The sequence below is a fragment of the Variovorax sp. efr-133-TYG-130 genome (assembly GCF_030208835.1).
Lineage (GTDB): Bacteria > Pseudomonadota > Gammaproteobacteria > Burkholderiales > Burkholderiaceae_C > Variovorax.
The window spans coordinates 107,017-127,646 of the sequence record NZ_JARVTD010000001.1 but is presented as its reverse complement, the minus strand read 5'-3'; the positions used below and the strand labels follow the sequence as shown (position 1 = coordinate 127,646).

Sequence of the window (20,630 nt, the reverse complement as noted above, 5' to 3'; positions counted from 1 at the left end):
GGGCCTACTTTTCCGCGGGCTCGCCCGCGGGGACCGTGCCGGCCGGGAGCGACTCCACCCGCACCACGCGCTGCGGATAGGGAATGTCGATGCCCGCGCCGCGCAGGCCGTCGAGGATCGCGATGTTGATGGCCGAGCGCAGGTTGTCCTTGCCCTTGTCGGGATCGGCCACCCAGAAGTTGAGCGTGAACTCCAGCCCGTCGGGCGCGAAGTTCATGAGAAAGGCCACCGGCGCGGGGTCGCTCATCACGCGCGACTGGGCCTTGGCCGCCTCGCACAGGATGGACTGCACCTGCGCCACGTCGCTCTCGTAGCCCACCACGATGGTGGTCGTGATGTTGAACTTGCGGTCGGCCAGCGAGAGGTTCTCCACCCGGCTGGTGATGAGCGATTCGTTCGGCACGATGGCCTCGCGCCCGTTGCCCGCGCGAATGAGCGTGTAGCGCGTCTTGATGTCGGTGATGCGGCCTTCGAAGGTGTCGACCTTCACGTTGTCGCCGATGCGGATCGAGCGCTCCAGCAGAATCACGAAGCCGCTCACGTAGTTGGACGCCAGCTTCTGCAGCCCGAAACCCAGCCCCACGCCGAGCGCGCCGCCCAGCACCGACAGCGCCGTCAGGTCCACCCCCACCGCCGACAGCGCGAACAGCATGCCGATCAGCAGCAGGAAGGCGCGCACTGCGTTCGACGCCACCTTGCGCATCGACAGGTCGGTGACGGCCTCGCGCAGGATGCGCTTCTCGACCGTGCTCGAAATCCACAGCGCGATCATCATCACCAGCCCGGCCGACAGCGCGCCCTGGATGATGGTCTGCAGGCTCACGCGCGTCTTGCCGAAGGCCAGGGTGATGTCGTCGAGCTCGGCCAGCACCGGCGGCAGCAGGCCGACGATCCACAGCACCGCCGCGATCCAGGCCAGCCACGACACCGTGCGCTCCAGCAGCCGCACCATGTTGGAGGCCGGGAACACCGCGCGCAGCACGCGCGCGAAGAGCCGGATCACCGCCAGCGACAGGAACATCGACACCGCGATGCGCAGCACCAGCACGGTCTGGAAATCGCCCACCACGCGCCGGGCAAGGTCGGTGAGCACCAGCGCGAGCAGCGGGAACAGCACGCCGTCGAAGGTGCGTTCGCCGAACCAGATCGAGTCCTTGGGCTGGTCGCGCCCGAACCATTTGCACACGCCCCAGGCCAGCGCGACGCAGGCCACCAGCACGGCCAGTTCGATGCCGATGCCGCGTGCATCGACCTGGCTCAGGCGTTGGGTGAAGTCGTTGAAATTCATCGGTTCAAAAAAACATGGGCGCCGCTGGCGCCGCCTGCACTACAGGTCGGCCAGCACGCGGATGTGGGCTTCCACGCTGCGCGCCAGGGCGTCGAGGTTGTAGCCGCCTTCGAGCATCGAGACGATGCGGCCCTTGGCGTGGCGCCGGGCCACGTCGTGCACGCGCCCGGTGATCCAGGCGAAGTCGTTCTCGTTGAGCCCGAGCTGCCCCAGGTCGTCTTCGCGATGGGCGTCGAAGCCCGCGCTGATGAAGATCATCTGCGGCTTGAATTCCTCCAGCCGCGGCATCCACACGGCCTCGATCATCTCGCGCACGTCCATGCCCTTGGTGTAGGCCGGGATCGGCATGTTCAGCATGTTCGGCGCCGGATGGTCGGTGCCGCTGTACGGATAGAACGGGTGCTGGAAGAAGCCGACCATCAGCACGCGCGGATCGTTCGAGAGGATGTTCTCGGTGCCGTTGCCGTGGTGCACGTCGAAATCGACGATGGCCACGCGCTGGATGCCGTGCACCTCGATGGCGTGCCGCGCGGCAATGGCGATGTTGTTGAAGAAGCAGAAGCCCATTGCCTGGTCCCGGCAGGCATGGTGGCCGGGCGGGCGCACCGAGCAGAAGGCGTTTTCCAGCTCGCCGGCCACCACCGCGTCGGTGGCGGCAATGGCGGCCCCGGCGGCACGGCGCGCGGCCAGCAGGGTGAAGCGGGTGAGCACGGTGTCGGGGTCGACCTGCGCATGGTCGGGGCCGCCGGCGGGCTCGTCGGCCACCAGGCGCTGGTGCAGTTCCTCGAGATGCTCGACGTGCGCGGCGCTGTGCGCCCGGGTGAGCTGCTGCAGCGTGGCCAGCGGCACGTCGCGGTGCTCGAGCGCGTCGCCCACGCCGGTCAGCAGCAGGCGGTCTTCGATGGCATCCAGGCGGCCCGGGCATTCGGGATGGCCGCCGCCCATGTCGTGCTTCCAGAAGTCGCGATGTGTGAAGTAGCCTGTCTTGCCCATGTCTCTCGCGTGTAGACCTCACGCGGCATGGGGCCGCATGGTCTTACGGTATCGTTTGCATATGGATACAAATATGGACGTTGCTGCAAAGCTAGCCACTTTGTTAAGTCAGCTTAACACGGTGATCGTGGGCAAAGAGGCCCAGGTGCGCGACTGCGTGGCCTGCCTGCTGGCGGGCGGCCACCTGCTGATCGAAGACGTGCCGGGGGTCGGCAAGACCACCCTCGCCCATGCGCTGTCGCACACATTCGGCCTGCAGTTCTCGCGCGTGCAGTTCACCGCCGACCTGATGCCGGGCGACCTGTCGGGCGTGGCCATCTACGACCGGGGGCAGCAGGCTTTCGTGTTCCACCCCGGGCCGATCTTCGCGCAGGTGCTGCTGGCCGACGAAATCAACCGCGCCAGCCCCAAGACGCAGAGCGCGCTGCTCGAGGCGATGGAAGAAAAGCAGGTCACGGTCGAGGGCGAGACCCGCCCGCTGCCCACGCCCTTCTTCGTGATCGCCACACAGAACCCGCAGGACCAGCTCGGCACCTTCGCGCTGCCCGAGTCGCAGCTCGACCGCTTCCTGATGCGCATCTCGCTCGGCTACCCCGACCGCGCGGCCGAACGCCAGCTGCTCGCGGGCACCGACCGCCGCGAAATGCTGGCCAGCCTGCCCGCCCTGCTGACCGCCGGCGAGCTGACCGCCATCCAGCAGCGCGTGCAGCAGGTGCATGCGGCCGACCCGCTGCTGAACTACGTGCAGGACCTGATCGCCGCCACCCGCTCGGGCCGCTGGTTCCTGCAGGGCCTGTCGCCGCGCGCCGGCATCGCCGTGCTGCGCGCGGCCAAGGCGCAGGCGCTGCTGGCCAACCGCAACTACGTCGCGCCGGACGACGTGCAGGCCGTGCTGCCGCAGACCATCGCGCACCGCCTCACGCCGGTGGGCGACGCGGGCCGGGGCGCCGTCGAGCAGGTGCGCGCCATGATCGCCGCTGTGCCCTTGCCGTGAGCCTGCGCTCGCGCATCGACGGCTGGTTCCTGTCGCGCCGGCCGCCGTCGGACACGCTGGAGCTGACCCAGCGCAACGTCTACATCGTGCCCACGCGGGCCGGCTGGACGCTGGCCGCCACGCTGCTGGTGCTGCTGGTCGCGTCGATCAACTACCAGCTCAACCTGGGCTACCTGCTGACCTTCCTGCTGGCCGGCAGCGTGGCGGTGGGCATGCACGTATGCCACGGCACGCTGCGCGGGCTGTCGATGCACATGGTGGCGCCCGATGCGCACTACGCGGGCGCGGCGGCCGTCTTCAAGGTGGTGCTGCACAACACGCGGCGCAGCGTTCGCTACGGCATCGGCATGGCGGTGCGCGGCAGCGGCCAGTGGGCCTGGACCGACGTGCCGGCCGAAGGCACCGCCACCGTCGAGATCGCGTTCCAGCCCGAGCGGCGCGGCCTGCACCCGGTGCCGCCGCTCACCGCCGAGACGCGCTTTCCGCTCGGCACCTTCCGCGTGTGGACGGTGTGGCGGCCGGCGGCGCGGATGCTGGTCTACCCCACGCCCGAAGCCCATCCGCCGCCGCTGCCGCCGGGCGAGCCGCTGTCCGGCCCGGCCGCCGCGTCGGCCGCATTGCGCGCCGCCGGCTCCGGCGAATACGACGGCGTGCGCGCCTACCGGCGCGGCGACCCGCTGAAGCTCGTGGTCTGGAAGAAGGCCGCGCGCGCCCAGGCCGCCGGCTCAGAAGACCTGGTGAGCCGCGACACCCAGCAGACGCAGCGCGAGGAACTCTGGCTCGACGCCCAGTCCGCCGGCCTCCCCGACGCCGAAGCCCGCATCTCGCGACTGTGCGCCTGGGTGCTGATGGCCGACCGGCTGGGCGTGGACTACGGCATGCGCGTGGCGGGCCGGGTGGTGAAACCCTCGCAGGGCGAGGCGCACCGGCGCGCCTGCCTCGAAGCCCTGGCCCTGTGCTGAACGAGGGACCACGACCATGAACAAGCTCATGACGCGTCTGGCCACCCTGCCCCGCGATGCCCGGGACACGCTGTTCCTGCTCGCGGTGATCGCGCTGATCGTGCTGCCGCAGGTCGAGAACATTCCCTGGTGGTGCACCGCCATCACGGCCATGGTGCTGCTGTGGCGCGGGATGCTCGCGGTGCAGGCACGCCCGCTGCCAGGCAGATGGTGGCGCGCCGCGCTGCTGGCGCTCACGCTGGCCGCCACCTTCGCCACGCACCGCACGCTGCTGGGCCGCGACGCGGGCGTCACGCTCATCGTGATCCTGCTGGCGCTGAAGACGCTGGAGCTGCGCGCCCGGCGCGACGCCTTCGTCATCTTCTTCCTGGGCTTCTTCGCGATGCTCACGAACTTCTTCTATTCGCAGTCGCTGCTGACCGCGTTCACCATGCTGCTCGCGCTGCTGGGCCTGTTCACCGCGCTGGTCAACGCGCACATGCCGGTAGGCCGGCCGCCGCTGTGGCAGGCCGCGCGCACCGCCGGCTGGATGTCGCTGGCCGGCGCGCCGATCATGCTCGCGCTGTTCTTGCTGTTCCCGCGCTTCGCGCCGCTGTGGGGCACTCCCAGCGACGCCATGGTGGGACGCAGCGGCCTGTCGAACGTCATGCGTGTCGGCACCATCGCCGAACTGGCGCTGGACGACAGCATCGCCGCGCGGGTGCGCTTCGAGACCGGCAAGGTGCCGCCGCAAAGCCAGCTCTACTTCCGCGGCCCGGTGCTCGCGCAGTTCGACGGCCGCGAATGGACCGCGCTGCCGTCATGGGCGCGCGGCACCCAGTGGACGCCGAACCTGCGCGTGAGCGGCGAGCCGGTGCGCTACGAGGTCACGCTCGAGCCCAGCAACCGCCCGCTGCTGCTGACGCTCGATGCCGCGCCGCGCGCGCCCGAGGCTCCGGGCTTCGAGGTGACGGGCACGCCCGACCTGCAATGGCTGGCGAACCGGCCGCTCAACGACCTGGTGCGCTACCGCGCCGAGAGCTACACGCAGTTCCACAGCGGCCCGCTCAAGCGCGCGGGCGGCCAGCTGCAGGCCTACCTGGCGCTGCCGCCCGGCACCAATCCGCGCACCGCCGCACTGGCCGCCGAGATGCGCGCCGACCCCGCGCTGGCCGGTGCCGATACGCCGGCTTTCGTGCAGGCCGCGCTCGCACGGCTGCGCACCGGCGGCTACAGCTACACGCTGGAGCCCGGCGTGTACGGCGACAACACCGCCGACGAGTTCTGGTTCGACCGCAAGGAAGGCTTCTGCGAACACATCGCCTCGGCCTTCGTGGTGCTGATGCGCAACCTGGGCGTGCCGTCGCGCATCGTCACCGGCTACCAGGGCGGCGACCTCAACACGGTCGACAACTACTGGATCATTCGCCAGAGCGACGCGCATGCCTGGGCCGAGGTCTGGCAGGAAGGCACGGGCTGGGTGCGCGTCGATCCCACGGGTTCCGTCGCGCCGGGCCGCATCGGCCAGTTCCAGCGGCTGGTGCCGCAGCCGGGGCTGTTCGCGGGCGCCATCGGCGCGATGAGCCCCACGCTCGCGCAGAACATCCGCGCCGCCTGGGAGGCGGTGAACAACGGCTGGAACCAGTGGGTGCTCAACTACACGCAGAGCCGCCAGCTGAACCTGCTGAAGAACATCGGCTTCGAGGCGCCGAGCCTGGAAGACCTCGCCTATGTGCTGCTCTATCTGCTGGTGGGCGCGAGCCTTGCCGGCGCCGCCTGGACGCTGTGGGAGCGCAACCGCCACGACCCGTGGCTGCGCCTGCTGGGCCAGGCCCGCGCGCGGCTCGCCAGGGCCGGCCTGCAGCTGCCCGACACCGCGCCGCCGCGCCAGATGGCCCAGGCCGCCGACGCGCGCTTCGGCCCCGCCGCGCAGGCGGTGCGCGACTGGCTGCTGAAGCTGGAGGCACAACGCTACGCACCGGCCACGCCGGATTCCCTTTCCACCCTGCGCGCCGAATTCCGGCGCCTCGCCTGGCCCGCCGCGAACCCGCGCGGCTGAAACCACATGTGTCCCTGAAAGGGGTCCGTGCGGGCGGGCGGCACAATCGACCCATGCGATTCTTTCTCCCCACGCCGTCCCGCGCCGCCGCGGCAGCCGCTCTTCTCGCCGCCTGCTGCGCATGGTCCACGGGGGCTGCAGCACAGAAGTCCTCCAGCGGCCGTGCCGCCGCCGCGGTCAATCCGGTGCGCGGCAGCACGCCCTACGCCACGCGCGACGACGCCATGCAGTTCGCCGACGAAGTGGCGGCCCGCCGGGGCCTGGACCGCGAATGGGTTCGCGCCACCATCGGCAGCGCCCGCTTCCTGCCCAACGTGCCGCGGCTCATGCTGCCGGGCCCGGTGGGCACCGTGAAGAACTGGCAGACCTATCGCAGCCGCTTCATCGACCCGGTGCGCATCGCGGCCGGCGTGCGCTTCTGGCGCGCCAATGCCGACACGCTGGCGCGCGCCCAGCAGGTGTACGGCGTGCCGCCGGAAATCATCGTCGGCATCATCGGCGTGGAAACCATCTACGGCCGCAACATGGGCAGCTTCCGCGTGATCGACGCGCTGGCCACGCTGTCCTTCGATTTTCCCCAGGGACACCCGCGAGCGGCCGAGCGCGAGGCCTTCTTCCGCGGCGAGCTTGAGAGCTTCCTGAGCACCGAGAGCCGCACCGCCGACGATCCGCTGACCCCGCTGGGCAGCTACGCCGGCGCCATGGGCATGCCGCAGTTCATGCCCAGCAGCATCGCCAAGTACGCGGTCGACTTCGACGGCGACGGCCGCATCGACCTGGTCAACAACCCGGCCGACGTGATCGGCTCCGTGGCCAGCTACTTCAAGGCCTTCGGCTGGCAGCCGGGCATGCCCGCCATCTTTCCGGTGCACTTCGAGGAAGCGCGGCTGCAGAAGGCGCTGCTGCTGGCGCCAGACATCCTGCCGACCTTCAGCGCCGACAGCTTCGTGGCCGCGGGCGCGGTGCCCGAGGGCGACGGCATCCGCCACAAGGGCCTGCTCGCGCTGGTCGAGCTGCAGAACGGCGCCGACGCACCGCCCACTTACGTGGCCGGCACGCGCAACTTCTATGTGATCACGCGCTACAACTGGAGCAGCTACTACGCCATGTCCGTGCTCGACCTCGGGCAAGAGGTCAAGGCCGCAATGGAGCAATAGGCACCATGTCGCCCGAGGCACTGCGAGCGAACTGGAACGCGGCCTGGCATGCGCTGGGCGTGGCGGCACCCGACGAGGCGCTGTGCGCCGAGCTGCAGCGGCGCTACGCCGAACCCCAGCGCCACTATCACACGATGCAGCACCTGGGCGAATGCCTCGCGTGGTTCGAGCGCGAACAGGCGCTGGCAGAACACCCCGCGGAAGTCGCCCTCGCGCTGTGGTTCCACGACGCGATCTACGACGTGCATGCACACGACAACGAAGCACGCAGCGCCGACTGGGCGCGGCAGGCCTTGCTGGCTGCTGGCGTCGACGCGCAAGCGGCCGAACGCGTGCACGCGCTCGTCATGGCCACGCGCCACGACGCGGTGCCCGAAGGCCGCGACGCCGAACTGCTGATCGACATCGACCTGTCGATCCTGGGTGCCGGGCGCGAGCGCTTCGACGAATACGAGCGCCAGGTGCACGCCGAATACGGCTTCGTGCCAGAGGAAGTGCGCCTGCCGCGCCGGCGCGCCATCCTGCAGCGCTTTCTCGATCGCAAGGCCATCTACGCCACGCCGCGCATGCATGCGCAGCTCGAGGCGCAGGCACGCATCAACCTGCAGCGCTCGATCTCGGGCTGACCCGCGGCCTCAGGCCGGCATCAGCCGCCACCATTCGGTACGCGGCGGCTCGCCCCCGTGCGCTTCTTCGACGGTGCCCAACAGCAGGCCGCCGCTTGACGCGCCCAGCTTCGACAACGCCAGCAGGCGCTGCGGATCGCGGCACAGCATGAAGCTCGCATCGCCTTGCCATTCCAGGCACCGCCCGACCTCGGCCAGCATCAGCGCGGGCTGGCTCTGCATGAAGGTGAAAGGCATCGGCATGCCCGTGTCGAGCTGCGAAAGCCCCGCCTGCGTGGCCTCCCGTGCGCCGCGCAGGCTGGCCACGCGCAGGCGGGCATCGGCAGGCAGCGCGGTCTCGCCGGCCGCGTCCAGGCAGCAGCGCGCGCCGTACATCGCAAGCTCCGTCCACAAGCCGACGCGGCGCGGACGACGGCCGATGCGCCGCGCGAGGTCGTCGCGCCACTCCTGCGGCGGCGGATGCGCGAGGAAGTGCGCAGCGGTGCGCCAAGCCGTCATGCCGAGCAGTCCTTCAGCACCAGCGAGGCATGACCGCCGCCGAAGCCCACCAGATTGAGCAGCATGTGGCGCAGCCTCCGCGGCGCGTGCGCGCACAGCGAGATGCCGAGCGTCTCGTCGAGCGGATAGTCCACCACCGGCCACGCACCGCCTTCGATGCAGCCCACCAGCAGCGCCAGTTCGGCCGCTCCCGCGGCGCCCAGCGTGTGGCCGATCACCGACTTGAGCGACACCAGCGGCGGCAGCGGATCGAACACCTGCTTGAGCGCCTCCACCTCGATCGCGTCGTTGACCGGGCTGCCGGCGGCCTGCACCTTGACGAGGTCGATGTCGGCCGGCCGCAGGCCGCTCTGCGCCAGCGCGCCGTGGCACATCGCAAGCACCGCGCTGGCTTCGGTGCCAGAGGGGTTGCGCCCGTCGACCACGTTGGCACCGCCCATGAGCTGCCAGCGCGCGGCGCGCGACTGCAGCCGCAGCGCAGCCACCGCCTCGCCGAGCACCAGCCCCTTGCGTCCGGCGCCGAAGGGCCTTGCGCGATCGGGCGCCAGCAGTTGCATCGCGCCGAAGCCGGCGACGGTGAAGCGGTTGTCCAGTTCGGCGCCGATCACCAGCGCCTCTTGCGCCTCGCCGCCGCGGATCATGTCGCAGGCCGTCAGCACAGCATTCAGCGACGATGTGCAGGCGGTCGACACCGTGAACACCGGTCCTTGCCAGTCCAGCGCACCGGCCACGATATCGGCGAAGTCCTGCAGATCGCCGCCGAGCCGCCGGGACGCTTCCATGTGTTCCATGAACCCGATGTCGAGCGACGACGAGGCCACGAACAGCGGCGCGGTGCGCGCACCCCAGTCGCCGGTCTTCGCGGCCACGTTGCACACGGTGCGGCGCAGGCGCTCGGTCCAGTCGCCCTCCGCCTGCGGCAGCGCATGCACGGGCCAGCACACGTCATCGGCAATGGACACCGGCACCGGCGGCACATCGCCGCGCCCCAAGGAAGCCAGTGCGCGCGGCATGTCTTCCCCCAGCGCGCAGGCCAGCCCGACGCCGGCCAGGAAGACCTGGCTCATGCCTTGCCCGCTTGAGCGAGATGCTGCGCCAGATGCGCGATGGACGTGAGCGCCCGGCGCGTCTCCTTGCTGTCGGGCATGCGCACGCCGAAGCGCTGCTGGATCGCCATCGACACCTGTAGCGCATCGAGCGAGTCGAGGTCGAGCCGCGCCTCGGGGCCGAACAGCGGCTCGTCGTCGCCGAGGCCGCCCGAGGGCGTCGTCTTCTCGACGGCTTCGAGCACCATGGCCTTGAGGCTGTCAATGAATTCAGGGGTGACGGTGTCAAGGGTGCTCATGGTGCTCATGGTGCGCGCCTGCGAAACAGAAATACGGCGATGAGGAACATCATCGCCGCGAACACGGCCAGCCGGCCGATCTGCGGCAGCGCGTCGGCCACGCTGCCGCCGCGCAGCAGCACGGTGAGCAGGGCCTCGAGCCCCCAGTTCATCGGCGAGATCTCGACCAGCCGCTGCATGAAGCCCGGCATCACGAACTTGGGCACCATGATGCCGCCGGCAGCCGCCATCAGCACGTTGACCATCGGCCCGATGGTGGCCGCCTGTGCATGGCTGCGCACCAGGCAGGCCAGCGCGAGAGACAAGCTGACCGCCGCCAGGCTCACCGCCCCGAGCGACAACAGCAGCGCGCCCCAGTGGATGCCCGCGAGCGACAGCGCGTCGCCGCCGATCAGCGGCATGAACCAGATGCCGGCCGCCAGCATGAGGACCGCCTGCAGCGCGTTCACGCCAAGGTAGGGCAAGGCCTTGGACGCCAGCAGCGTGAAGCGCGAGACGCCCAGGCTCTGCAGCCGGCCGAGCGCGCCCGAACTGCGCTCCTGCACGAACAGGCTGGACAGCGACGCGACCACGAAGAACATGCCGAAGACCAGCCATGCAGGCACGTTCTGCTGCACCGAGGTCGGGCGGGGCCCAGCGGCGGAGAAGCGCTCGGCGCGCACCATCGCCTGGATCGACGCATCGGGCGCCGGGCTGGCCGTGCCGGGCACCGCCAGCGCGAGCCGCGCCTTGAGCTCGCCCGACGCACCGACCAGTTCGGCGCGCAGCGCGTTGAACAGGTTGGCGTCGATGCCGGGCTCGGTCAGCAGGTGGATGCGCGCCTGGGTCGAGAGCGCGGCCGACTCCAGCTCTTGCGACAGCCCCGGCTCCATCACGATCACGTACTTGAGCGAGCCGTTGCGCAGCCGCGCCTGCCAGTCGTCGCCCAGCGGCTGCGGCGTGCCGTGGTTGCGCTGCCAGAGCTGCTTGAGCCACTGCGCCGGCGTGGCGGTGTCGCGCATGTCGATGGCATAGGCCAGCTCGGCGAGCGGCGGGCGGTAGATGTCTTTCAGCGTGAGCGACATCAGCACGATGAAGACCATCGGCATCACGAACAGCGCGGCCAACCCGTGCATGTCGCGCACGAGGGCGAGCAGTTCTTTCCTGATGAGCGCGAGGAGCATGGGAACGCCGGTCAGTCGCGCAGCGAGCGATGGGTGAGCGCCATGAAGAGCTGCTCCAGGTCATGGCGGCCGAACTCGGCGTGGCGCACCTCGATGCCCTGCGCTTCCAGCGATGCCAGCACGGGGCCGGGGCCGATGCCTCTGTCCAGGTGGATGCGCCAGTGCACGCCGCCCTCTTCCACCGTGCCGAAGCGCGAGAGCATGCCCGCATCGAGCCCGTCGGCCGCGAGCGTGAGCAGCATCGCGCTCTTCGAGAGCAGCTCGTCGAGCGCGCCTTCGCGCAGCACATGGCCCCGGTCGAGGATGACGACGCGATCGGCAATCGCCTCGATCTCTTCCATGTAGTGCGAGGCGTAGATCACCGCCGCGCCCTGCTGCGCGAGGCTCTTGATGGCGTCGAGGATGAAGGCGCGCGACTGCGGATCGACACCGACGGTGGGCTCGTCGAAGAGCATCAGCTCGGGTTCGGGCAGCAACGCAATGGCGAGGTTGAGGCGCCGCTTGAGGCCACCGGAGAGTCTTTCAGCGCGCACGCCAGAGAACTGTTCGAGTTGCGCAAACTCCGTGCAGGCGGCGATGCGCTCCTTCTTCTTCGCGCCCGACAGGCCACCCGCCGCTGCGAAGCATGCGAGGTTCTCGGCCACGGTCAGCATGGGATAGAAGGCATGCTCCTGAGGCGCGACGGCAATCCTTGTTGGCGTCCTTGCACGCAGCTGCTGCAGCGGTTGACCGTCGATCCGGATCTCGCCCGACTGCACGGCCAGCGCGCCCGACAGGTGCGAGATGAGCGTGGTCTTGCCTGCGCCGTTCGGGCCCAGAAGACCGAGCACGCAAGCTCTCGGCACTGCGAGCGATACGTCGGCCAGTGCGGCCGCGTCGGCATGCGGATACCGGTAGCTGAGGCTCTTCAGCTCTAGCATCGGTTTGCCATCTGCGTGTTGTTCGGGGCATGTGCACAGGCCATCGGGTACTCCCCTCCGCGAATGTCCCCCGGCCTGCGGCCTCCTCCTTTATTTCGCTGCGGGGAGCACCCGATGCCCTGTGCACAAGGCACGCCGCTGGTGTACGGCCGATATACCGACGCCTTGTCGAACGATCACGTCGGCGGGGTGCCTTGCGCAGCGAAATAAAGGAGGAGCCCGAAGGGCGGGGGACATTCGCGGAGCAAGGTACCCCGTCGACGTGATCGCACCCCGAACGACTCGAAACCAAAGGAGTCATCAGGCGACGGCAGCCTTGAGATCGCGGAAGAAGCTTTCTTCCTGCTGCGCCTGCTCACGCAGCTTCGCGGCAAGCGCTGCGGGGTCCACCGCCTCGCGCCCCTTCACCATGCGCGCGGCCTTGAGTGCGAAGGCGCGCCAACCGTCGCCGATGGCGATCAGCCGCTCCGACATCTGCTGCAGTTGCGGCTTGTCGAGCAGGTGCGCGGCCTCTTGCAGGAAGCCCGCGTAGATGAAGCGGAAGCCCGCCCCGCCCGTGCCGATTTCTTCCTGCATGCGCACCACGTGGCCGATGAAGTCGACGCTGCGCGGGTCGGTCGGCGACAGCGCCTGCATGCGCCTGGCCAGCGTGCGCATGCCGCGCACGCCGACGATCGGAATCGGGGCGAGCATGTTGCGCACCGTCTTGCGGATGGCCTTGACGACGCTGGCCGCGTCGACCGCCTTGCGGTCGATGGCCTGCGGGTAGTACATGAGCCCCTTGGGCGCGAGCACGCCCTTGGCGAATCGCGCGCGAGCCAGGTCGCTGCTGGCGCAGCGCACGGGCTCCTCGAAAACGGGGTCGCTGATCAGGTAGTCGTCGCCGTCCTTGCCGTAGACCAGCAGGTTGTGCGCGTTGAAGTGAAAGCGCATGTTCGGCGGGAAGTACGGCAGCCAATACACCGAAGTCTGCAGTCCCACCAGCTGGCCGTCGGCGAGCAAGGCGTCGAGCCGCTGCTGGCCGGCCTCGGGGCTGCGGAAGGTCTCGAAGCGAAAGCGTGCGGCCATCGGCGCCAGCAGGCCTTTGATGATGGCCTTGGGCGGCATGCGGTACGAAATGAGCGGCAGGCCCGACAGCTTGATGAACGGCAGGTACGCGAACGACAGCGCCGATGAAAGCCCCAGCGCCATGCTCTCGCTCATCGGCGCGCCGTGGTGGCGCATCAGGCTGGAGATGACGCCGCTCTCGCAGTGCGCCGCCTGTTGGTGTTGGAACTTCACGGCAGGCCTTGCAGAGTGGAAACGGGCAGCCCCAGCGCTTCGCTGTAGCGTGCGAGTTGCGCTTCGGACAGCGCGGCGAAATGGCGCGGCTGAAGGTGGCGCCGCACGCGCCACTGCCAGAAGCCGCTGGTCTGCGAGAGCAGCGCCACGTCCATGCGGCGCTCGTACATCCAGTATTCGAGCGGCGAGGCCTGGCCCGCCTTCACGCGTTCCCTTGCGGCCTGCGCCTGTTCGACGAGCACGTCGACGGCGTGGCTGGTGACGATCTCTTCGGCCTCCCAGCCGCGCGAGGTGGCGGTGACGACGCGGCCCTGCGCGTCGCGCGCGTACATCAGCTTGGAATGGCCGTCGAGGGTCGCATTGCCCTCCTGCGGTACCGCGTCGAGGTCCATGGCTACACCGCCTCCATGTAGATGAAGCCGCTGGAGAAGCGACCGCTTTCGGGCACGAACATCAAGAGCTTCTGCCCGCGCTTGATGCGGCCCGAGCGGAACAGTTCGTCGAGCATGATGTAAGGCGACGCCGAGCCCGTGTTGCCCTTGCTCGCGAGGTTGCTGAACCAGCGCTCGCGCGGAATGTGCAGGCCCAGCGACTCGAGGCACTGGCTCACCGGTTCGACGAAATAGTGCGATGAGAGATGCGGCAGGAACCAGTCGATGTCCGCCGACTTCAGCCCGCGCCGCTCGATGATGGCCGCGAGCGGCTCGCCCAGCGTGGCGCGCACGATGTTGTCGTTGAGCAGGCGCACGTCCTGCTTGACGGCGAAGGTCGACTCGCGCTGCCAGTCTTCGGGCGACTTTCGGGCCCAGCCGTCGAGGCCGCCTTCGGCGTTTTTCTCGGCGCCTGCGTACATGCACACCGGCAGTTCGTTCGCGGCCGACGACAGGTCGATCCAGTCGATGCGCAGCGACAGCGGCCCGCGCGGCTCGCGCTCCAGCAGCACCGCGCCGGCGCCGTCGGACAGCATCCAGCGCAGGAAGTCTTTCTCGAAGGCCAGCTCGGGCCGGGCCTCGAGCGCTTCGAGCTTGTGCTCCAGCTCGGCCTCGAAGCGCGAACCCCGCATCACGGCCGAGGCCAGCTCCGAACCGGTGGCCACCGCACGCCGCGCGTCGCCCGCGCGCACCGACAGCCACGCATGCTTCAGCGCCGTTGCGCCGGCAAGGCAGATGCCCGCGCAGGCCACCACTTCGAGGCGCGGCCAGCCGAGTTCGCCGTGCACCATCACCGCATGGTTGGGCATGAGCTGGTCGGGCAGCGAGGTGCCGGTGGCAAGGCAGTCGACGGGCCCCACGTCGTCGCCCAGCGCGCGGATGGCCGAGGCGGTGAGCTGCGCGTTGGTCATGGCCAGTTCGCCGGTGGCGCGGTCGATGGCGTAGTGGCGCGACTGGATGCCGTTGCTGCGAAGAATGAGCCGCCGCGCGCGCGAAGCCTTGCCGCCGATGCGGCCGAGCACGTCTTCGATGTCGTCGTTGCCGACCGGGGAAAAGGGCAGGAAGGCGGCGGTACGGGTCAGGAAGACATCAGTCGTCATAGAGATGGGAGCGGTCCGTGGCGGAGCCCGACGGGCACTCGAACTCGGCGGTCATTCTAGTCAGCCACCCCCGGAACAAAGGCCGCAGCAGCGCCTGGAGCGTGAGGCTCACGGGCACTACCGTGATGATCAGTACCAGCAGGAACAGCACGTACAGCAGCAGCAGCGGCTTGCGCTGCCATGCGCCGGGGCGGCCGGCCGCCATGATGAGCTTGCCCCACAGGTAGAAGCTGCGGGTGCCGGCCTTCTCGCTGACGAGCAGCCGGGCATCGGCGCGCACCGCGCCCAGGCCGGCCAGCAGCGGCCGTGTGCCGCGTTCGAGGCCGGCGTGCAGCGCATCGCGAAGCGCGCGGCCGAAGCGACCGCTGCCGCGGATCTGTTCGGCGCTGAGCCCCGCGTCGGGCATGCCCCAGAAGCCGCGCTTGCGGCCCCAGATCAGCCAGGCCGGCGTGGTGAAGAAGGTGGCGAGCGTGGGGCCGGGATCGGTCAGCACCACGTTGTCGATCAGGCGCGCGCCCACGTCGTCCAGCATGCCCTTGAGCTTCTCGTGCGCCAGCAACCACATGTTGCGGCAGGCGATGACCGTGACCACCGGCTTCCCCTCGAGCAGGCGCGCGGCCACCGGATGCTTGAGGAACGCCGCGACCGGCTGCGAAGGTGCCAGGAACCACACCTGGTAAGGCAGCACTATGAGGTCGAAGTCTTCATCGCCGCCAAGCGACAGCGGCGCCAGCGGCCGCGGCATCATGTGGGCCGACTCCGGGAAGGCGTCGAAGAAGGTCAGGAAGGGCCAGGGAAAGGGAAACGGCTGCAGCGGCCGCAACACTTCTTCATGCACCTGGATCGACGGGTCGGCGCGCAGCGGCGCCACGATCTGCTCGGCCACTTGGTCGAGCTGGCCGGACTGCGAGTAGCGGAGAACCAGGACCCGCTTGGGGACGTTGTTGCGAGGCGCGGCGACGGGGCTGGAGAGACTGGAAAGGCTGGAGATCACTGGCGGTGGCTTTCGGGGGCCGTCGAATGTACGCGAAGCAAGCGCCAAAAGCATCTGCCATCAGTCATGTCTACGACTGCCGATGGTTGGGGTGGCCAGCCCCTGCGCCAGGCCTGCGCCGGGCCTCAGCCGCGCCTGGGATTGGCCTGCAGCCAGCGCGCAACCTGTTCGCGCTGCGCGGGCGTGTAGTGCAGCCCCAGCTTGGACCTGCGCCAGAGCACGTCGTCGGCGGTCACGGCCCACTCGTTGTCCTGCAGGAAGCGCAGTTCGCGCTCGAACAGGCCGGGTGCCACTTCGGCGCCCAGGCCGGCGAAGGATTTCGCATCGCCCAGGACGTCGGCGATGCGCGCGCCGTAAGCCCGCGCCAGCCGCCGCGCGAGATGGCCGTAGAGCCAGGGGTGCTTTGCCTGCACGGCCGACACGAAGCGCTCGAAGTCGTCGTCGGGACGCTTCGCGGCGCCGATCCAGCCCGACAGGTCGCCGCCCGCGAGGAAGGCGCCGTCGGTCCAGGCCGGGCGCTGCGCGCTCGACTGGCCCAGCATTTTGCCGACCTCGTCGGCCGCGTCCTCGGCCAGCTTGCGGAAGGTGGTGATCTTGCCGCCCCACACCGACAGCAGCGGCGCGGCGGTGGTGTTCGACTCGAGCAGGTAGTCGCGCGTGACGGCGGACGGATCGCCCGACGCGTCGTCCAGCAGCGGGCGCACGCCGGAATAGGTCCACACCACGTCGCTCGGCACGATGGGCTTGTCGAAGTAGCGGCTGGCCTGGGTGCAGAGGTAGTCGATCTCTTCCTGCGCGATGCGCGCCGCACCGGGGTCGTCGCCGTTCAGTTCGATGTCGGTGGTGCCGATCAGCGTGAACTCGTCCTGGTAGGGAATGGCGAAGATGATCCGCTTGTCGGGGTTCTGGAAGATGTAGGCATGGTCGTGCTCGAACAGGCGCGGCACCACGATGTGGCTGCCCTTGACGAGCCGCAGGCTCTTGGTGGCCAGCGCCTCGCCCTTGGCCGACTGCGCCACGCCGCGCAGGAAGGACTCGGCCCACGGCCCCGCCGCGTTGACCACGGCGCGCGCGCGCAGCGTGCGCCTGTTGCCGTCGGCGCCTTCCAGCGTGGCGGTCCAGGCGTCGGCGTCGCGCTGGGCGTGCACGCAGCGCGTGCGGGTCAGCACCTCGGCGCCGCGCGCGCGCGCGTCCAGCGCGTTGAGCACCACGAGCCGCGCATCGTCGACCCAGCCGTCGGAATAGACGAAGCCGCGCTTGTACTGCTCCTTCAGCGGCTTGCCGGCGGCATGCCGGCGCAGGTCGACGCTGCGCGAGCCCGGCAGCACCTCGCGCCTGGCGAGGTGGTCGTACATGAACAGGCCGATGCGGATCATCCAGGCCGGGCGCATCGACGGGTCGTGCGGCATCACGAAGCGAAGCGGCCACATGATGTGGGGCGCGCTCTTGAGCAGCACTTCGCGCTCCTGCAGCGCCTTGCGCACCAGCGAGAACTCGTAGTACTCGAGGTAGCGCAACCCGCCGTGGATCAGCTTGGTCGAGGAAGAAGAGGTGTGCGAGGCAAGGTCGTCTTTTTCGCAAAGCACCACGCGCCAGCCGCGGCCGGCCAGGTCGCGTGCGATGCCGCAGCCGTTGATGCCGCCGCCGACAATGAGAACGTCGCAATCGGTGGCGGGCGCAGGCGGATTCGAGGAAAAATCGCTCACAGCAGATGGATCCGTTGGTTCATGGCTTGGGTTCGCTGACGGAAGCCATTGTATTTTCGAATTCTTTCAATTTCATTCCTTTGAGCGCGATTTTCCCCGAAAATTCCCTCAATCTGGATTCGCTTTCTTTCGTTTTAAATTGACGCGCACTGTAACCTTGCCGCAGTCTTCCTGCCCTTCGCGACGCCCCTGTGAACTCCAATCCCCGACAGATCAATCTCCTGGAAACCGTGCGCACGCGCGGCTCCGTCACCGTCGAAGAACTGGCCGAAATGCTCGGCGTCACGCTGCAGACGGTCCGCCGGGACGTGCAGCGGCTGGCCGACGAGGGATTGCTGACCCGCTTCCACGGCGGCGTGCGGGTGCCGAGCTCCACCACCGAGAACATCGGCTACCAGCAGCGTGAGACCCTGCACGCCGAGGGCAAGGCGCGCATCGCCCGCCGCGTGGCGGAGCTGGTGCCCAACGACTGTTCCCTGATCCTGAACATCGGCACCACCACCGAGGCCGTCGCCAAGGCGCTGCTGCGCCACACCGGCCTGCGCGTGATCACCAACAACCTGAACGTGGCCACCATCCTGAGCGGCAACAGCTCGTGCGAGGTGATCGTGGCCGGCGGCTCGGTGCGCCCGCGCGACCGCGCCATCGTGGGCGAGGCCACCATCGACTTCATCCGCCAGTTCAAGGTGGACATCGCGCTGATCGGCGTGTCGAGCATCGAGGCCGACGGCTCGCTGCGCGACTTCGACCTGCGCGAGGTGAAGGTGGCGCAGACCATCATCGCGCAGGCGCGCGAGGTCTGGCTCGCGGCCGACGCCAGCAAGTTCAACCGGCCCGCGATGATCCAGCTGGGCACGCTCTCGCAGATCGACCGGCTGTTCACCGACGCCGAGCCGCCGCCGCCCTTCCCCGACCTGCTGCTCGCGGCGCAGGTCCGGCTGGAGATCGCGCGCGACAACTGAAGAACAAAGAAACACGGAGACGACATGACGACCTACCTGCTGGCCCTGGACCAGGGTACTTCCAGCTCGCGCAGCATCGTGTTCGACCGCGAAGGCCGCATCGTGGCCATCGCGCAGAAAGAGCTCACGCAGATCTATCCGCAGCCCGGCTGGGTCGAGCACGACCCGATGGAAATCTGGCACAGCCAGCTCGCCACCGCGCGCGAGGTGCTTGCAAAGGCAGGGCTGCAGGCCACCGACATCCACGCCATCGGCATCACCAACCAGCGCGAGACCACCGTGCTGTGGAACCGCAAGACGGGCCAGCCGGTGCACCATGCCATCGTCTGGCAGGACCGCCGCGCCGAGCCGCTGTGCGCGCAACTGCGCGAAGAAGGCATGAGCGACACCATCCGCCGGAAGACCGGCCTGGTGATCGACGCGTACTTCTCCGGCACCAAGCTGCGCTGGCTGCTCGACAACGTGCCCGGCGCGCGCGCGCAGGCGCAGAGCGGCGAACTGGCCTTCGGCACGATCGACAGCTGGCTCATCTGGCAGCTCACCGGCGGCAAGGCCCACGTGACCGACGTGAGCAACGCCTCGCGCACCATGCTCTTCAACGTGCACGACAACGCGTGGGACGCCGAGCTGCTGAAAGCGCTGGACATTCCCCCCGCGCTGATGCCGAAGGTGCAGCCATCGAGCTCGCACTTCGCCGATACCGACACCACGCTGCTGGGCCACACGCTGCCCATCGGCGGCGTGGCCGGCGACCAGCAGAGCGCCCTCTTCGGCCAGGCCTGCTTCGAGGCCGGCATGGCCAAGAACACCTACGGCACCGGCTGCTTCCTGCTGATGCACACCGGCGGCGCGTTCCAGCCCTCGCACAACGGCCTGCTCGTGACCAGCGCCGCGCAGACCGATGCGACGCCGCAGTACGCCATGGAAGGCAGCGTGTTCGTGGGCGGCGCGGTGGTGCAGTGGCTGCGCGACGGGCTCAAGGCCATCAAGGGCAGCGCCGAAGTGCAGTCGCTGGCCGAGAGCGTGCCCGACGCGGGCGGCGTGATGATGGTGCCGGCCTTCACCGGCCTCGGAGCGCCCTACTGGGACGCGGACGCGCGCGGCACGATCACCGGCCTCACGCGCGGGACCACGGTCGCGCACATCGCGCGCGCCGCGCTGGAAAGCATCGCCTACCAGAGCGCCGCGCTGCTGCAGGCCATGAGCCGCGACGCGGTGGCCGCCGGCGGCAAGCCGGTGGCCGAACTGCGCGTGGACGGCGGCGCCAGCGTGAACGACCTGCTGATGCAGTTCCAGGCCGACCTGCTGGGCATTCCGGTGGTGCGGCCCGAAGTGGTCGAGACCACCGCGCTGGGCGCCGCCTACCTGGCGGGCCTGTCGACCGGCTTCTACAGCGACGCGCGCGAGCTTTCCAAGCTGTGGAAGGTGGAGCGCCGCTTCCTGCCGACCATGGGCCGCGCGCAGGCCGAGGAATCGATGGCGCGCTGGGAACGCGCGGTGCGCCAGGCCACCGCGACCTGAACGGCGGCCCGGCGCACGTCGCCGCCTACCAGCCCCAGGTCAGGCGCTTCTGGACCCAGCCGGTGGCGCCGCCTTCGTGCCGCACCTTGATCCAGTCGCCCCTGCGCTCGATGGTTCGCAGCACGTCGCCGTAGCCGGCCTTCTTCAACACGGGGCTGCGGGTGCTCGGCGCGCGCCGCAGGTTGGCGACCTTCGCCTTCACGACGTGGTGCGGCGTCTTGCTGGTCATGGGCCGGTAGACCCAGGCCTTGTCGTTCTCGAAGTCGCTGACCCTCAGCCAGTCGCCTTTCCTGCCGATCACGCGGAAGGGGTAGCCCTTGCTCACTGTCCAATGCGTCTCGTAGCGCTGTCCGGGGCCGGTGCGCATGTTGAGCGTGGGAACGGCGGCACTGACCATCTGCGAGGACGGCGCCGCCGCGAACACGGACGGCGCGGCCACCCATGCGAGGAAGAATGCGAGCAGGAGCGCGGGCCATCGACTGAATCTATCCATGGAGCTGGGGTTCCTTTCTATCGAACGTAAGGAGTGAATGTCCGGCGGAGCCGGGCGAGCCCGTCTGGGCGCCCTCGGCTCAATAAGTTCCGCGGGGATTTCCCCGACACCCCCCCTCGCCCACCTCTCCCCCAGCGAGCCCTGCGGCCTCATAGCCC

The 20,630-nt window shown here is 69.3% G+C and carries 20 protein-coding genes; 7 read left to right on the top strand and 13 right to left on the bottom strand.

The annotated features are described in order from the left end of the window. Positions 1 to 4: 4 nt before the first annotated feature. Together QRN67_RS00565 and QRN67_RS00560 are read right to left on the bottom strand one after the other, a co-directional pair. A complete protein-coding gene (locus tag QRN67_RS00565) occupies positions 5 to 1,288 on the bottom strand; it encodes a mechanosensitive ion channel family protein (protein ID WP_285409783.1) in 1,284 nt (427 codons plus the stop codon). Between the two features lie 39 nt (positions 1,289 to 1,327). Then, on the bottom strand, positions 1,328 to 2,281 hold the full coding sequence (locus tag QRN67_RS00560; RefSeq protein WP_285409781.1) for a histone deacetylase family protein: 954 nt from the start codon (positions 2,279 to 2,281) through the stop codon (positions 1,328 to 1,330). Between the two features lie 73 nt (positions 2,282 to 2,354). On the opposite strand from QRN67_RS00560, the gene QRN67_RS00555 reads away from it, so the two are divergent. Genes QRN67_RS00555 through QRN67_RS00535 form a run of 5 tightly spaced genes read left to right on the top strand, consistent with a single transcriptional unit; the run spans position 2,355 to position 8,058 of the window. Next, positions 2,355 to 3,275, top strand: a complete 921-nt coding sequence (locus QRN67_RS00555) for an AAA family ATPase (protein WP_106933985.1) — start codon at positions 2,355 to 2,357, stop codon at positions 3,273 to 3,275. After that, positions 3,272 to 4,237 (top strand): DUF58 domain-containing protein, encoded by a 966-nt coding sequence (locus QRN67_RS00550; protein WP_285409779.1) that lies wholly within the window; start codon positions 3,272 to 3,274, stop codon positions 4,235 to 4,237. Before QRN67_RS00555 ends, QRN67_RS00550 begins: the two co-directional genes overlap by 4 nt. A gap of 16 nt (positions 4,238 to 4,253) precedes the next feature. After that, positions 4,254 to 6,275: a transglutaminase TgpA family protein gene (locus QRN67_RS00545; RefSeq protein WP_285409778.1), complete on the top strand. Its 2,022-nt coding sequence runs from the start codon at positions 4,254 to 4,256 to the stop codon at positions 6,273 to 6,275. Between the two features lie 53 nt (positions 6,276 to 6,328). Further along, the gene (gene mltB, locus QRN67_RS00540) at positions 6,329 to 7,432 is read left to right on the top strand and encodes a lytic murein transglycosylase B (protein ID WP_285409777.1); all 1,104 of its coding nucleotides are present in this window, start codon (positions 6,329 to 6,331) and stop codon (positions 7,430 to 7,432) included. 5 nt (positions 7,433 to 7,437) lie between these two features. After that, on the top strand, positions 7,438 to 8,058 hold the full coding sequence (locus QRN67_RS00535; RefSeq protein ID WP_285409776.1) for an HD domain-containing protein: 621 nt from the start codon (positions 7,438 to 7,440) through the stop codon (positions 8,056 to 8,058). Positions 8,059 to 8,067: 9 nt separating this feature from the next. Here QRN67_RS00535 and QRN67_RS00530 read toward each other — a convergent pair whose 3' ends face one another. The 10 genes from QRN67_RS00530 to glpD all read right to left on the bottom strand — a co-directional run bounded on the left by QRN67_RS00530 (position 8,068) and on the right by glpD (position 17,496). Next, the gene (locus tag QRN67_RS00530) at positions 8,068 to 8,556 is read right to left on the bottom strand and encodes a hypothetical protein (protein ID WP_285409775.1); all 489 of its coding nucleotides are present in this window, start codon (positions 8,554 to 8,556) and stop codon (positions 8,068 to 8,070) included. Then, on the bottom strand, positions 8,553 to 9,623 hold the full coding sequence (locus tag QRN67_RS00525) for a beta-ketoacyl synthase N-terminal-like domain-containing protein (protein ID WP_285409774.1): 1,071 nt from the start codon (positions 9,621 to 9,623) through the stop codon (positions 8,553 to 8,555). Before QRN67_RS00525 ends, QRN67_RS00530 begins: the two co-directional genes overlap by 4 nt. Beyond that, complete coding sequence (locus tag QRN67_RS00520) at positions 9,620 to 9,901, bottom strand: acyl carrier protein (RefSeq protein WP_285409772.1); 282 nt, start codon at positions 9,899 to 9,901, stop codon at positions 9,620 to 9,622. Before QRN67_RS00520 ends, QRN67_RS00525 begins: the two co-directional genes overlap by 4 nt. A 5-nt stretch (positions 9,902 to 9,906) precedes the next feature. Further along, positions 9,907 to 11,064, bottom strand: coding sequence for an ABC transporter permease (locus QRN67_RS00515; RefSeq protein ID WP_285409771.1), 1,158 nt, complete (start codon positions 11,062 to 11,064; stop codon positions 9,907 to 9,909). Between the two features lie 11 nt (positions 11,065 to 11,075). Further along, positions 11,076 to 11,984 carry an ABC transporter ATP-binding protein gene (locus tag QRN67_RS00510; protein WP_285409769.1) on the bottom strand — a complete coding sequence of 303 codons (909 nt, stop codon included), beginning with the start codon at positions 11,982 to 11,984 and terminating at the stop codon, positions 11,076 to 11,078. Between the two features lie 300 nt (positions 11,985 to 12,284). After that, a complete protein-coding gene (gene darH / locus QRN67_RS00505; RefSeq protein ID WP_106933975.1) occupies positions 12,285 to 13,265 on the bottom strand; it encodes a BtrH-related acyltransferase DarH in 981 nt (326 codons plus the stop codon). After that, on the bottom strand, positions 13,262 to 13,657 hold the full coding sequence (locus QRN67_RS00500) for a DarG family dialkylresorcinol biosynthesis protein (protein WP_106933974.1): 396 nt from the start codon (positions 13,655 to 13,657) through the stop codon (positions 13,262 to 13,264). The genes darH and QRN67_RS00500 overlap by 4 nt, the downstream gene beginning before the upstream one ends. A 2-nt stretch (positions 13,658 to 13,659) precedes the next feature. After that, positions 13,660 to 14,796 (bottom strand): beta-ketoacyl-ACP synthase III, encoded by a 1,137-nt coding sequence (locus QRN67_RS00495; RefSeq protein ID WP_285409768.1) that lies wholly within the window; start codon positions 14,794 to 14,796, stop codon positions 13,660 to 13,662. After that, positions 14,786 to 15,790 (bottom strand): dialkylrecorsinol condensing enzyme, encoded by a 1,005-nt coding sequence (locus QRN67_RS00490; RefSeq protein WP_285409766.1) that lies wholly within the window; start codon positions 15,788 to 15,790, stop codon positions 14,786 to 14,788. The genes QRN67_RS00495 and QRN67_RS00490 overlap by 11 nt, the downstream gene beginning before the upstream one ends. Before the next feature lie 125 nt (positions 15,791 to 15,915). Next, complete coding sequence (gene glpD / locus QRN67_RS00485) at positions 15,916 to 17,496, bottom strand: glycerol-3-phosphate dehydrogenase (RefSeq protein ID WP_285409764.1); 1,581 nt, start codon at positions 17,494 to 17,496, stop codon at positions 15,916 to 15,918. Between the two features lie 191 nt (positions 17,497 to 17,687). On the opposite strand from glpD, the gene QRN67_RS00480 reads away from it, so the two are divergent. Together QRN67_RS00480 and glpK are read left to right on the top strand one after the other, a co-directional pair. Next, complete coding sequence (locus QRN67_RS00480) at positions 17,688 to 18,458, top strand: DeoR/GlpR family DNA-binding transcription regulator (protein ID WP_081267160.1); 771 nt, start codon at positions 17,688 to 17,690, stop codon at positions 18,456 to 18,458. A 24-nt stretch (positions 18,459 to 18,482) separates the two neighbouring features. Continuing rightward, complete coding sequence (gene glpK / locus QRN67_RS00475; RefSeq protein WP_285409761.1) at positions 18,483 to 19,979, top strand: glycerol kinase GlpK; 1,497 nt, start codon at positions 18,483 to 18,485, stop codon at positions 19,977 to 19,979. 25 nt (positions 19,980 to 20,004) lie between these two features. Here glpK and QRN67_RS00470 read toward each other — a convergent pair whose 3' ends face one another. Continuing rightward, positions 20,005 to 20,472, bottom strand: coding sequence for an SH3 domain-containing protein (locus QRN67_RS00470; RefSeq protein WP_106933970.1), 468 nt, complete (start codon positions 20,470 to 20,472; stop codon positions 20,005 to 20,007). Positions 20,473 to 20,630: the final 158 nt, after the last annotated feature.